The 14,386-nt window shown below is 44.4% G+C and carries 11 protein-coding genes; all 11 read left to right on the forward strand.

From position 1 onward, the window contains the following. Nucleotides 1–40 precede the first annotated feature (40 nt). The 11 genes from B4Q04_RS14865 to B4Q04_RS14915 all read left to right on the forward strand — a co-directional run bounded on the left by B4Q04_RS14865 (nucleotide 41) and on the right by B4Q04_RS14915 (nucleotide 14,310). Complete coding sequence (locus B4Q04_RS14865; RefSeq protein WP_088697283.1) at nucleotides 41–2,146, forward strand: hypothetical protein; 2,106 nt, start codon at nucleotides 41–43, stop codon at nucleotides 2,144–2,146. Between the two features lie 95 nt (nucleotides 2,147–2,241). After that, the gene (locus B4Q04_RS14870; protein WP_123772386.1) at nucleotides 2,242–4,509 is read left to right on the forward strand and encodes a hypothetical protein; all 2,268 of its coding nucleotides are present in this window, start codon (nucleotides 2,242–2,244) and stop codon (nucleotides 4,507–4,509) included. An 18-nt stretch (nucleotides 4,510–4,527) separates the two neighbouring features. After that, nucleotides 4,528–6,147, forward strand: a complete 1,620-nt coding sequence (locus B4Q04_RS14875) for a sulfatase (RefSeq protein WP_088697285.1) — start codon at nucleotides 4,528–4,530, stop codon at nucleotides 6,145–6,147. A 297-nt stretch (nucleotides 6,148–6,444) separates the two neighbouring features. After that, complete coding sequence (locus B4Q04_RS14880) at nucleotides 6,445–7,101, forward strand: RNA polymerase sigma-70 factor (protein ID WP_013991717.1); 657 nt, start codon at nucleotides 6,445–6,447, stop codon at nucleotides 7,099–7,101. 97 nt (nucleotides 7,102–7,198) lie between these two features. After that, on the forward strand, nucleotides 7,199–7,951 hold the full coding sequence (locus tag B4Q04_RS14885) for a GntR family transcriptional regulator (RefSeq protein WP_013991715.1): 753 nt from the start codon (nucleotides 7,199–7,201) through the stop codon (nucleotides 7,949–7,951). A gap of 7 nt (nucleotides 7,952–7,958) precedes the next feature. Further along, on the forward strand, nucleotides 7,959–8,765 hold the full coding sequence (locus B4Q04_RS14890; protein ID WP_013991714.1) for a sugar isomerase domain-containing protein: 807 nt from the start codon (nucleotides 7,959–7,961) through the stop codon (nucleotides 8,763–8,765). 68 nt (nucleotides 8,766–8,833) lie between these two features. Further along, the gene (locus tag B4Q04_RS14895) at nucleotides 8,834–9,616 is read left to right on the forward strand and encodes an SDR family NAD(P)-dependent oxidoreductase (RefSeq protein ID WP_161496079.1); all 783 of its coding nucleotides are present in this window, start codon (nucleotides 8,834–8,836) and stop codon (nucleotides 9,614–9,616) included. A gap of 23 nt (nucleotides 9,617–9,639) precedes the next feature. Next, entirely contained in the window at nucleotides 9,640–10,974 is a 1,335-nt protein-coding gene (locus tag B4Q04_RS14900; protein WP_088697287.1) for an FAD-dependent oxidoreductase, read from the forward strand. 17 nt (nucleotides 10,975–10,991) lie between these two features. Next, on the forward strand, nucleotides 10,992–11,972 hold the full coding sequence (locus B4Q04_RS14905) for an ROK family protein (protein ID WP_161496080.1): 981 nt from the start codon (nucleotides 10,992–10,994) through the stop codon (nucleotides 11,970–11,972). A gap of 238 nt (nucleotides 11,973–12,210) precedes the next feature. After that, nucleotides 12,211–12,894, forward strand: a complete 684-nt coding sequence (locus B4Q04_RS14910) for a creatininase family protein (protein ID WP_013991710.1) — start codon at nucleotides 12,211–12,213, stop codon at nucleotides 12,892–12,894. Nucleotides 12,895–12,921: 27 nt separating this feature from the next. Next, nucleotides 12,922–14,310: a sugar porter family MFS transporter gene (locus B4Q04_RS14915; protein WP_088697289.1), complete on the forward strand. Its 1,389-nt coding sequence runs from the start codon at nucleotides 12,922–12,924 to the stop codon at nucleotides 14,308–14,310. Nucleotides 14,311–14,386 lie beyond the last annotated feature (76 nt).

Raw genomic sequence — 14,386 nt, forward strand, 5'->3', positions numbered from 1 at the left:
TGCTTGGTAGGATACTACTTAAAATTAAAAGGTTTATATCATGAAAATTCAAAGTATTGCCCTATTGATGTTTTTGAGCATAGTTCTTGCTTCCTTCCAAGTCCGTGCTCAAAGTGAAGAACACGGTAATGAGCTGTCGGTGACCTTGCACGGGGCCAAGGCTACTTTTAAAAATAAGATACTGCAGGTAACAACCGGAAAAGTGGAGCGTACTTGGGAGTGGAGCGGTTCTGGCTTCAAGACGGTGAGTTTTAAAAATACGCGTTCGGGAAAGGAATGGTGCACGGAAAAATCGCCTTATGATAGCGATTGGGATTTGCCGACCAAAATCGATAATGCTTCCCCGGCCCGTTTGATAGCTGTGGAAGGTGTCAGTACCGATGATGAAAAGTTCACGACCGAACATATCTTGGTAAGGGCCTTGGTGAGATACGACTCCGGCATTGAACTGAACTATTTGGTTCGCGTTTACCCTAATGCTCCGGGAATATGGACGGCCCTCGAGGTCAGGGCCATTGACGGGTTTTCGCCAGAGGGCATTCCTGAAGATTTGGCCATGTATAAGTCCTATGGATCGAACCAGCCCATAAAAATTGCGAGAAACGAGTTTATTCCGGTCGATTTTTCGCAACCCAACCAACGACGGTATTGGGGAATTTACAACAATCCCGGAAACCGCTTGAATACCGATGACATGGTCAAGGAGCGTATTGTAAAGGGATACCCTATTTTTCAGGATGAGCAGAATACCTGGGCAAACGGCCTTGTGGTACAGGCCGGAGACGAAGGCTTGATTTTGGTCAAGGAATCGAATAAGACGGTAAACAAATACGGGCACCAGACCGGTAGCTTTTATTGCACGCCCACAGGTGTCGAAGTAACGGGATGGGGATTGAAGCCTAAGGAAATTACATCGGAGTTCAAACGTACTTGGGCTACGTGGAGTATTTTGTACTCAGGAGGTAGTGATGCCTCTGAATTGGCCTTCAAACGTTTTGATCGTATACGTTATCCTGTACAGTTAGATCGAGATATGCATATTTTGATCGATACCTGGGGTAGTGATTGGCAAAATGGCGAATATGATAAAATCTATGGTCGGGAGAATTCTGAATTTTCGGTTATCGAAAAGGAAATAAAATCGGCCGCCGATCTGGGTATAGATATCGTTCGTATCGATGACGGTTGGCAAGAAGGGGCCACTAAGAGCAAAAATTCATGGCATCCCAATACCAACGTGGGCTATGATGCCCACTGGAAGAAAACCAAAAAACTGTCGAAGAAATACAATGTGGGTATCGGCCTCTGGGCGGCCATCCGCTATATCACTCCAGAAGAGTTGATAAAGAACCAAGAACAACTGAATGTGGCTACCTGGAAGTTTGACTTCGATAAACTCGAAGATCACGATGCCTTTGCCGATCGCATTAAGGGGATTCGTGAATTCATCAAAAAAACCGATTATAGCACACAAACATCGTGGTGCCCCGAATACGATGATCAGCGATACGGTTGGTACAGTCCGGCACGTGAGGTCGGCCCGATGTACTTTCAGAACATACAGAACAACTTGCCATCGCATTTGGCCTATGTGCCCTATATCACGCTAAGACATCATTGGATGATGGCAAAGTATTACAATATGAACGATTTACAGGCCCATTGGCAGAATACCTCGAGAACCAATCCCAAATATTCCGATGCACATTTGCACAGCCAATCCTATGCGGCCATGTCGGCCTTCATGGCGGCACCTTCCTGTTTTATGCTGACACAGCTGCTAAAGCCCGAAGAACGCGACGAACTTCGTGATGTAATCGGAGTTTATAAGGAACACCGTAAGGGGATTTGGGAAAACTATGTGTTTCCTATCGGGGAAGAACCCAACAATGCCGCGTGGACAGGCTTTCAAATTGCCGATCCCGAGAAAAAGGAGGGATATCTCATGATATTCAGGGAAATCGGTAACAAGGATTCCCAAGGAAAAATAGCCCTTAAATTCCTAAACGGAAAAAAGGTAAGCCTAATGGATCTTGAAAAGCCCAAGGCTAACGCGTCTGAAGAAATGAAGGTCGAGAACGGAAATCTTATCCTTACCATTCCTGAACCTGCAGGTTACCGGTTTATTAAGTATGAAACCAATTAAAGGAGGCAGGTGTTCGTAAAGGACAAGATTATAACATAAGTAGATTTCGATAATAGGGGGCAATATTCCTTCTCTAAAAAAACGTTTTACAGACTATGGGAAAATCAGATGCAGTACTAAGGGGAATTTACAAATGCGCATTGATGACTTTTATAATGCTATTGTTTTCATGTGTAGATAAGAATCCCCAAGCATTGATGCTACATACTTCCGGACTGACATTGGGGTTTAATGCAGAAGGGGAAATAAGCAAGGCGATATTTGAAAAAGGGCAGGTTGAAAAAGCGCTTGCAGGGCATTCCTTGCTTAAAGGATGCGTAGTGACCGATGTTCGATTGGAAAAGAAATCGGATGACGAGATCGTATTCTTGAAAACGGTGGAGAACAGTACCACAAAACAGACATTTCAGCTTACGGAAACTTTTAAGGCAACAGAAAATAGCATTCGTTGGGAAATACAGATCAAAGATGATGGTGAAAATTGGTCTACACCCATTCAAACCATTTTGAACTATCCAGCTTCCGAAAATGTAAAATTTTGGGCCCCATGGGCCGACCCAAGGGGCGATTTGAGTGGCGGAGGAACGGATAATAAGGAGATTGCCAATGCCATTATCGGTGAAGGAGACCTAGATGATTTAATGAGTTGGGCCGACCCATTGGAGCCTATAGATGTGGCTGATGGACTTTGGCATTATGGCGCCCCTCGCTATGAATATGAAAATCCAGGTTTGTTGTATTGTCCGTTTCAAGGAGATGTAATAACCATTCCCATGGTAAGCTTTTGGGAGGAAAAAGATGATATAGGACTAAGCTTGGTGCTTTCGCCAGAAGATACTTTACTGGATATTAACGTGCAGACCACTAAGGCTGGAGAAGTCACTTTTTCAAGGTACAACCATAGGATAGGACAAGGAAAGGAACTCACCTTTGCCATGGATATTGTACCGCATCAAGCCGATTGGCGTAGTAGTCTTGGTTGGGTGGTAAACCGTTATGAAAATTATTTTCAGCCCGTCAATCCCTTGGCGGATCAAATAGCAGGTACGGGCGCATACTCCAATAGCGATGTCTCATTTGACGTAGAAAAGATGAAGAAAATGGCTTTCCGGGTAAATTGGAGGGCTTCCTTTGATTTTCCGTATATGGGCATGTTCGCCCCTCCGGTCGACGAAACGGCCGAATGGTCAAGCTTCGTCCGTTTTCGCAATAGGGGTAAAGTGGCCCGAAAAACCACTTCAATGCCTATTATGCAGAACTACGCCAAAAAGATGAAGGATGCCGGTTTTTATGTGCTGAGCTATTTCAATGTAACGGAGTTCGGTACGCAAATCGAATATCCACGGCCAAAATCCACTCGGACAAAAGATACCCCGCTTTGGCGAGATGCAAATGACTACCTCTACGAAAACTTGGCCGATGCTATACTTTTTGCCCCTAAACAACAGAAGGCCGTTTTAGATAAAGGCATATATAGCGTAAAGCCCGGAGATCCTTTTTTTACTTGGGAAAAGGCAATAGCCCTAGATCCCGGTGTTGAGAGCTATCAAAATTTTCTGGTCGGACAGGCCGAGCGTACGGTCGAGGGAATACCCGATTCCTTCGGAATTTGCATTGACCGAATGGATTGGACCCGCTTTTATAACCATAGCACCGATGATGGCGTAAGTTGGATGGGAGAACAACCCGTAGGGTCTTTGTTTATGTCGTGGATGGGCATTATGGAAAAGCTCCATCCCATATTTCACGACGCCGATAAGGTTATCTATGTGAACAACCATGTAAAACGTATTGAACAGCTGAAATATGTAGATGGTATTTTTGACGAGTTCACCTATTCCGGTTCCGCCTTGAATGCCATTGCCTTTTTGGGCAACCAAAAACCAACCTTGGGTTGGATGAGTACCGACAAGCAATTGCTTCCCGATCCCGATCAGGTAATTCAAAAATTCATTTACATGGGCGTTTTTCCCATGGCGCCGTTTCCGGGGAATGACCATTCCATGCGACCTTCGGATCTGGCCGATAAGGTGTATTTAGATTATGGCCCCTTGTTCGATCAAATGCGGGGAAAGAAATGGGTGTTCGAGCCACATGTGATCGCTATTACCAAGGGAGAAGCAAAGGTAAATCTGTTCAAGACCAATGGTGGGTATAGCATTCCGGTGATGTATGCGGGCGACGGGGAAGCTGTTGAGGTGACCGTGCGAAAAGAAGACTTGGTGAAAGAAGGATTAAAGGTGGTAGCCTATTATCCTGGAGATGAACAGCCAACAGTGCTAGAGACAAGTGTAGAAGCGGGGGAACTGAAAATCAAAACTCCCATCAAACGGGGCTGTGCTATGATCAAGATTGAAATATAAAAAAGGGAAATCTAAAATATGGTGAAATTTATACGTAATTCCGTTTTAACGCTCAAGGGTATAGGGGTAATCTGTAGCTTATTCATGGTTCAGCTTTCCATTGCCCAAGATAAAAAGAAACCCAATATCATTTTTATTATGACCGATGACCATGCTGCCGGGGCAACGGGAATATACGGAGGTCGTTTGGCCGATCTGGGGGCTACGCCAAACCTAGATGCTTTGGCAAAGGAGGGTATGGTTTTTGAAAATTGCTTTGTGACCAATAGTATCTGTACGCCAAGTCGAGCCTCGATCATTACGGGGCAGTATAGTCAGACCAACGGTGTTCTCGATCTGTGGAACGAATTGGATGCCAATAAACAATACCTCCCCCAAGAAATCAAAAAACTGGGCTATGAAACGGCCATGATCGGAAAATGGCACTTGCACCAAGAACCAAAGGCCTTTGATTATTACAAGGTCTTTCCCCTGCAGGGTACATATTTTGATCCTGAGTTTAGGGCTAAAGATAAAGGAAAGTGGCCCGATAATACGGTGCAATACAAAGGACATAGTTCTGATGTGGTCACGGACCAAGCTTTGAATTGGGTGCATAATCGTAAGAATCCCGAAAAACCGTTTTTCCTAATGTATCACTTTAAGGCACCGCATGATATGTTTGAGTTTAACCCCAAGTATGCTTCGTATCTTGAAGACATAAAAATACCTGAGCCCCAAAGCCTCTACGATCAACCTCATTGGGGCTCTGAGGCCACACGTGGTAAAAATGATAGTTTACTGCACGTGATCGGTTCTTCAATTTCGAGTCGCCACCCGAACCGAAATTATGTGGATATATATAAGACAGGGAATTTGCCTACGGAAAAAGAGCGAACAAGTGCCGCCTACCAAGAATATTTAAAACGCTACCTGCGCTGTGTCAAAGGGGTAGATGATAATTTAGGCCGTTTTTTTGAGGATTTAAAAAAAGAAGGACTTTGGGAAAATACCATTATCGTTTATACCTCGGATCAAGGCATGATGCTGGGCGAACACGACTTTGAGGATAAGCGTTGGATGTATGAAGAATCGATACATATGCCGTTTATCGTGAGATATCCAGAAAAGATAAAGGCAGGTTCACGAACGAGTTATCTGATCAACAACACCGATTTTGCACCTACCCTGATTGAACTGGCCGGGGGAAGGGCTCCCGTTTATATGCAAGGGAAAAGCCTAAAACCCATTATGGAAGGAGAGCGACCCGATGACTGGCGTAAGGCAACCTATTACCGCTATTGGATGCAGATGATCCACCACGACATACCCGCACATTTTGGATTACGGAGTGAAAATTACAAATTGATCTTTTTCTATGGACGATACCATAACCTAGAAAAAGAAGGAAGTCTTTCTATGTATTGGAACGATGAGGAGCATTCCAATAAGGTGGAACCTACTCCCGCTGCCTGGGAATTCTACGATTTGAAAAACGATCCCGGAGAACTGGTCAACGCGTACGGAAATCCGAAATATCAAGACATCATTAAACAAATGAAAGCTGAGCTGAAAAGCACGAGGAAAGAACTGAATGAAGAAGATGATAAATATCCCCATTTACAGGAAATCATAGTCCGCCATTGGAACGACGAATAGGTCAAACGACCATATTCGCATGGCCGGAACTTTAGAATAAGGCCCTATATCCGCGACCTCGTTGAACGACGTTTGGGTTTTGGCCGGACCGAATACAAGTTTCAGACAACTACTCTTAGGTAAGATCACGGCTACTTTTTGATAGGCTGTGGTTACCTCGTTTTTGTAATTACATATTTTTTGAGGGATAATCTTGATATTTTAACATATTATGAGCTTTATTTTTAATAAAAGGTTATTTTTTATTTGCACAAATAATATATTATTATAATATTTGAGGGAATAAAAATAAAAGCAATGCCAGCAACCCGATCCCTTCCGACAGAACAATTAGAGGCTGTACCTACAGATGCTCCGGATCGCTTATTGGTAGGGAAGGTAAAGTTGGGGTGTGCCCTGTCTTATGCCAAGCTCTTTGAGCTTTACGGCGACAAACTTTATTATTTCGCCTTGGGGTATATAAAATCGCCAATCGAGGCAGAGGGTGTGGTACAAGACGTTTTTGTAAAGGTTTGGGAGAAGCGCGAATCGTTAAAATTGGAATGCTCCTTTAAGTCTTACATTTTTACAATTGCCTTTAATTTGGTAAAAAAGGTCTTCAATAAGAGGAAGCGTTTGCGTAAGTATATTGATTCAAAGGAAATTATACATGGGTTTGATTTTTCTACGGAGCATCAAATCGAATATAATTTTATGATGGAATGGTTGAATAACCTAGTGGGCGAAATGCCGGAACGGAGAAGGGAAACCTTTATCCAGAGTCGGTTCAATGGTCTTCCCGTAAAAGAAATCGCCAAGGAGATGAACGTTAGTCCCAAAACCGTAGAGAACCAAATAACGGCGGCCTTAAAATTTATCAAGGCGCATTGGGATATCGATGTGGTGTCTAAACGGTACAAGGCCAAGCCGAAGGTCAAGTTGGCCCAAATCGAAGCGGCAGAATTAAGTTGCTAGTGTATACAGAGACATTGAAGGGCATGGTAGATTATATTATTATATTTTTTAACGTAAATTCCGGTATTTTGATAAAAACACATTTTAATTCAGGAATTTGAAGAATAAAATACCACTATACCATAAGGTTTACGACTACCTTTTAAAGAAGATAGAGAAGGAATTCAATCCAGGGGATCTACTGCCCACCCAATCTGAAATCGCCAAAGAAACGGAGACTAGTTTGATTACGGTCAAAAGGGCCATTAAGGAATTGGAAGCTATGGGCTATGTAGAATCTAAGGCAGGAAAGGGCACAACGGTCAAGAAGCCCCAAATTGTCGATAGCCATGTGGGCGTATCAAGTTGGACGGACTCTATAATCGGTCAGGGGAAAGTACCGAGTACGGCTTGGACGAAAATAGAAAAAAGGGCGCCGAGCCATAAAGTTTCGGCGGCTCTGGGTCTAAAGGCCCGTCAGAAAACCATTTATGTAGAACGGCTCCGATTGATCGATAGTAGGCCTATTTGTTTAATGTACAATGAAATGCCCATGCACTTGGTGCCGGGGTTTAACGAAGAAATAAAACTAGAGGAATCGATCTATACCTATTTGGAAGAGAATTACGGACTTATCGGTGTTTCGGCCGATGAGGAAGTATATGCAAGGGAGGCTACCGCTTATGAGATCAATATCTTAAAACTAAAATCGCCCATCGTTTTGGTTATCGAAAGAACATCGTATCTGCAAGACGATACGCCTTATGAGGCGTCTTGCATCATTGCTGCCGCCGATTCTTACGTTTACCGTTCCAGACAGATCAATAAAACGGTAGACACCGAAATATTACGAAACTTATTAACCGAATAAACATACTATGAGCCTAACATTTCCAGATCAACTAGATATAGTGAAGGAAGGTCTAAAAAAACAAGAAAAACTATTAAAACAAGTAGCCGGATTTTACGCCGACGCTATAGAAAGTGGAGGTTTGGTGCATTTATATGCTAACGGGCACTCCCGTCAATCGGTAGAGGAGACGGTCATACGTATGGGGGCACTTACCGGCTTTAAGCCCATATTGTCCGATGCCATCACCACTTTTAATGACGTTACCGGGGCCAACGGTATACGGGTAGACCAGTTTTACGAAAAAGTAGAGGGCATAGGAAAGATACTTTTAAAGGAAATCCACTTCGGCCCTAAAGATGTACTTGTAGTGATTACCGCTACGGGCACGACCCCTGCCGCGGTTGACATGGCCGCCGAGTTTAGTAAGCAATACCCTGGTCTAAAAATTATAGGTATTGCCAGCGCGACCCAATCGGCCAAGATTCCGCCACGCCATAGCGGGGGAAAGAACCTGATCCATATTCTGGAAGAGAACCCTAATGGCTATTTTATTGATAATTCTATGCCCAATGGTGACCTGTCGGTAGAGTTTCAAGGTAATACGGGGCGATATAATGTATGCCCCCTGTCTACGGTAGGCGCCATTTCGGTAACACAAAGCCTAAATGAATTGACTATTAAGGAGCTGGATAAGAGAGGGGTAAAACACTATGTGTTACGGAACATGCATATCGCCGATACCACTGATAATTATGACGAATGGCTGGATGATCAAAGAAAGCGATATGCCCTTGCCAGCCATAACCCTAACCGCGTGCAACCGATTCAATAAGGCCTGGTGGCCCGGCCATTTCAGAAAACCTGTATGCCCTGTGCATAAATGGCACAATGATCCAAGAAATGAAAGACAAGATTTTTATTATAACAGGCTCTTCCGGTATTGCGGCGGAAACCATTAAGATGGCCCTTACACAGGGGGCAAAGGTGTTTTACATTGGTCGTGATGCCGAGCGCTGCCAAGACTTTCAAGATCAACTAAGAAAAGAGGGCCTTGATGCCGATTATATCGTTGGCGATTTGGTCGATCCAGAGGTAGCCCCCGCCTTGGTAAAGGCCTGCATTGAAAAATACGGTCGTATAGACGGACTTTTCAATGTCGCGGGAATAAGTGGCCGACGTTTTGGTGATGGTCCGGTACACGAGTGTACGGAAGAAGGATGGAACATTACCATGACGACCAATGTAACCACCCAATATAGAATGTGTCGCGAAGTGGTACGGCAAATGTTGGATCAAGACCCTGATAATGATGGCTTGCGGGGCAGTATTCTCAATATGTCGAGCATTTTAGGGCTATCTCCCGAACCGAAATTTTTCAGTACGATAGGGTATGCCGCCGCTAAAGGGGCTATAATCAGTATGAGTACCTCTATGGCATCAAAGTATGCACTGAACAAGATTCGCGTAAATACGATCGCACCCGGACTGGCATTGACGCGAATGAGTGCCAGGGCCACCCAAGATGAGGCCATTACGGCCTTTATGAAAGAGAAACAGCCCCTTGAAGGAGGGGTTATGGATGCCAAAGACGTGGCTTCCTCAGCTATATTCCTGCTAAGCAATCAAAGTAAATCTATTACAGGGGAAGTACTAAAGGTCGATGCAGGCTGGAGTATTTCCTAATCAAAATTAAGAGAGGTAAAATTATGCAAATATACAACAGATCATTGCCTATATCCGATAGTTACGACCTAATTGTGGTAGGCTCGGGCTCGGCAGGTTGTCCTGCAGCCATAGCGGCAGGTAGAAGAGGGGTGAAAGTATTACTATTGGAACGTTTGGGCTTTTTAGGAGGCACCAGCACCGCCGTTTTGGATACGTTTTATGGGTATTACACCCCTGGTAACCGTTCAACAAAAGTAGTGGGTGGTATTGCCGACGATGTTGTAAAAGGTTTGGCGGGCTACAATGCCTATTTGGAACGCCCGAATTCTTTCGGGGCGGGTACCGGGGTTACCTACCATCCCGAATATCTCAAAGTGGTATGGGAACAACTGGCCAAAAACGCTGGGGTCGAAATCCTGTTGAACGCTTGGGTACAAGATACGGTAACCGACGGCGACAAGGTAGTCGGTTTGGTGGTGGCTACAAAAAGCGGACTCCAATATATTAAATGTAAACAACTGATCGATGCTTCCGGTGATGCGGATATTTGTCATCAGGCCGGCATCCCTTACGAATTGGCGGGGGCTATCGATCCGGCACAGACCTTGACTACCACGTTTAAAATGGTGAATGTCGATTTGGTCAAACGAAAAACGATATCCAAGGCGGAAATCAATACTTTAATGGAAAAAGCTGCGGCTACGGGGCGGTTTAACTTACCACGAAAAGAAGGTAGTGACCATATTACCCCGGTAGATCATATGACGGCAACCATCATGACCCGCTTGTCGTCCTACAAAAAAGACGTCAATGGAAGTGTTATCAATGCTGCTGACCCGAAATTATGGTCCGATGCCGAAATGGAAGGACGATTGCAGGCTTTGGAGTATATTCGGTTTTTAAAGGAATATGTTCCAGGCTATGAAAAGTCGGAACTCTCCACTTTCGGGGTTCAGATAGGGGTTCGTGAAACCCGCAGGGTACACGGGCATTATAGACTGACGGCAGAAGACGTCTTAGGGGCCCGTAAGTTCAAAGACCAAATCGGACTCTGCGGTGCACCAATGGAAGACCATCACGATGGTGAGGGCGTTCGCTGGCAATATATTCCCAATGGGGAAACAGTGGGAATTCCATATCGTACCTTGGTTCCTTTGGAAAGTAGCAATATTTTGGTGGCCGGCCGCTGTTTTTCGGCTAACCACGTGGCACAAAGCAGTGTGCGATCTATGGGGCAATGCATGGTAATGGGGGAGGCCGCAGGTGTGGCTTCGTCAATGGCATTGCAAAAAGGGTGTGCTCCCATCGATATCGATACGGATGAATTACGGGCAATCTTGAAAAAACAAGGCGCCTTGGTAGATGCTCCCCAATAAGGAGCAAAATTATGCGAATGAAAGACTACACAATAGCAATAGATGTTGGCGGTACCCGAATAAAGGCGGGAATTGTCGATTCGGAAGGGAAACTATATCGTTCTGAAGAAGTAAACTCCAATGCGCATTTGGGAGCCGATGCTATGCTCGAAGTGGTAAAGGAATTGATAAAAGATCGCTTGCCCAAATCCGAAGAAGATGGTGTCTGTATCGGAATTGGACTGGGACTTACAGGTCCGGTAGACCCCCATATGGGAGTAGTTTTGTTGCCGGGAAAGTTTGAAGGACTCGAGGGATTTCCTATAGTGCCTATGCTGAGGGAGGCCTTTGACCTCCCCGTTCTTGCTGAGAACGATGGCCGTTTGGCAGCTTATGCGGCCAAATATTACGGAAATGCCAAAGATGTCGATTGGGCAGTGGTCATTACCTTGGGTACCGGCATTGGTTCTGGGGTTATCATCAATGGACAGATTTTGGTTGACCCGCATTTTAATTTCGGTATTCAAATGGGGCATCTGGTGATGGACGCCAGTAATAAGCAATTTTGCCTGACCGGAAATTATGGTACGGGAGAAACCTTGTGCTCGGCTACCGCCTTGGTAAATCAAGTGAAGACGGCAATTCAAAGAGGCCTCCCCTCGGTCTTGTCCGAGAGTTATTTTAAAAACCCTTTCCAAATAGGTTTTAAAGAAATAGCTGAGGCCTGTAGAAATGGTGACGCATTGTGTCTTAGAGAATTAGAGATGTGGAAGGAATACCTGGCGGTATTGCTTGTTAATGCTACCCATGCCTACGGTCCCCAAAAGATCATATTGAGCGGTGGGGCTACCTTGGCGGCGGACCTTTTTCTAGACGATGTCCAGGAAAAAGTAAATAAACGCGTATTTCGCTATCCGAAAAATCAAGGCGTCCCTATTGAGATATCTACCATAAAAGAGTATGCGGGAGTCTATGGCGCCGCGGCCATGCTAAGGGAAAAACTTTCCGCAAAGGACTAAATCGGCAGGGTTATGAGCATCCTGTTAGGGGCTAGACCTCTTTTTAGGATATAATCTATATATGTCTTTTTTTCAAATAGAAGGAAAACCTTGGAACCATAGTAAACTATCTCGGGGCAAGCCCGAGCGGTATTAAAAGGAATACACCTTGATTTCGAAGCAAGTCTTGGAGTATTTAATCTCGATTATCGAGTAAACAGAAAGTGGCTTTAAAACAGTAATCTATATAAGCGAGCAAATGAAAGAGTGGCTAAAATTGACATCGGAAGAGATTGGGAAACTAGATAGGGCTATACCGGTTATAGTACCCTTAGGTTTAGTGGAGGCCCATGGGCCACACTTGGCTACGAGTGTCGATATCGATACCGCCAATTATTTTAGCAGGAAAGTCGCCGAAAACACGGGAGCGATTCTCGCACCTTGCGTAAACTATGGTTTTGCGGATGAAATGCGCGATTACCCCGGTACGCTTGGGGTGACCGTCGAGACCTTTATGGCCATAGTTCAAGATCTGATACAGCGTTTCTATAAAACCGGATTTAAGAAAATCGTTTTTATAACGGGGCATGGGGCCAATAAAACGGCCTGCGAATTGGCTTTCTTTAAAATATGGGAAGCACATCCAGATTTTAAAGGCGTCTGTTGGAACTGGTGGAGCGATTGTGGCATAACGGGCATTCACCATGCGGATAAGGGGGAAACAGAGGTAGCCATGGCCGTTGGTACACCGTCAAAAATGGAAGCCGTACGTGATTTTGAGGTAAATAAACCGTGGTATAAAATAGCTTCCCGATATGAGTTGGATCCAGATTCGGGCGGTATTAACGGAAAACCGAGTCTCGCCGATATTGAAAATGGAAACAAGATTTGCGATAAGGCGGTTGAAGCACTGACCGAGAAAGTTAGGCAAGCCTTCAAATAGAAACAGTTAACATTTTTAAAACAGAGCATGCAGCACAAATTCAATTTTAGATATATCTTTTTTATATCGATTACTTCGGCAATGGGAGGCCTTCTTTTTGGTTATGACTGGGTGGTTATAGGTGGGGCCAAACCATTTTACGAACGGTTTTTTGAAATCGCCGACCTTCCTTCCTTACAAGGATGGGCCATGAGCAGTGCCCTGATCGGATGTATTGTTGGGGCCGCCTTCGCAGGTAAAATAACCGAGCGTTTCGGTCGAAAGAAACCATTGGGGCTGGCCGCTTTTTTGTTTGTGGTTTCCGCTTTTGGTACAGGTTGGTTTGATGATTTTAATATCTTTATCCTATTTCGAATTTTAGGAGGCCTGGGTATCGGACTGGCATCTACCATTTCGCCAATGTACATTGCGGAAGTGTCCCCCTCAATTTATAGGGGAAGATTGGTGTCTCTCAATCAACTGGCGATTGTAGTCGGTATTTTGGCCGCTCAGGTTATTAATTTTGGAATTGCCGAACCTGTAGTGGCAAATGCTTCAAACGCTCAAATACTGGATTCTTGGAACGGTCAGATGGGATGGCGATGGATGTTTTGGGCGGAATTGGTACCTGCGGGACTGTTCTTTATCTTGATTTTTGCCATTCCTGAAAGCCCTAGATGGCTATCGAAAAATTCACAAAATGAACTTTCCTTAAAAATACTATCGAGCATAGGAGGCGACGATTATGCGCGACAGACCCAATCGGAGATAAACGATAACCTTGTAGGAGCCGAAAATAAAGTGAGTTTATCGCAATTGTTCAAAGGGAAAAATAAAAAACTTGTGATTACCGGGGTTGTATTGGCCTTTTTGCAACAATGGTGCGGAATCAACGTCATCTTTAATTATGCGGAAGAGATTTTTACCAGTGCGGGATATGGGGTAAGCGATGCCCTTTTTAATATTATTCTAACCGGTGTCGTGAATTTGGTCTTTACCCTTTTGGCCATGCAGGTAATTGACCGATGGGGAAGACGTAATCTGTGGTTGTTGGGATCCGTTGGGCTGGGACTTTCATATGTCTGTATTGGATTATTCTACTTTTTTGCATTAAAAGGATTTGCCTTAGTGGTCTTGGTAGTCATTGCAATCGCTATTTACGCCTTGACGTTGGCCCCGGTTTTTTGGGTGCTGATATCGGAGATTTTCCCGAACCGAATACGAGGGGCAGCTATGTCATTGACCACCACGGGGCTATGGGTGGCCTGCTTCTTGTTAACGTATAGTTTCCCAATATTAAATGTATCAATGGGTTCGTACGGTACTTTTTGGTTGTTTAGTGGTATTTGTGTTTTGTGTTTTCTTTTTGTGAAGTATTGGATTCCCGAAACAAAGAATAAATCCTTGGAAGAGATTGAAAAAATATTTGATGCTTAAGAACATAAAGGGAAGCGCCTTATAAGTAGTTATTCGAGGGGAGGACTATATACTGAAATGACAGGGAAAGTGTTAC

Source organism: Zobellia sp. OII3 (assembly GCF_002211465.1).
In the GTDB taxonomy this organism is placed as follows: Bacteria; Bacteroidota; Bacteroidia; order Flavobacteriales; family Flavobacteriaceae; genus Zobellia; species Zobellia galactanivorans.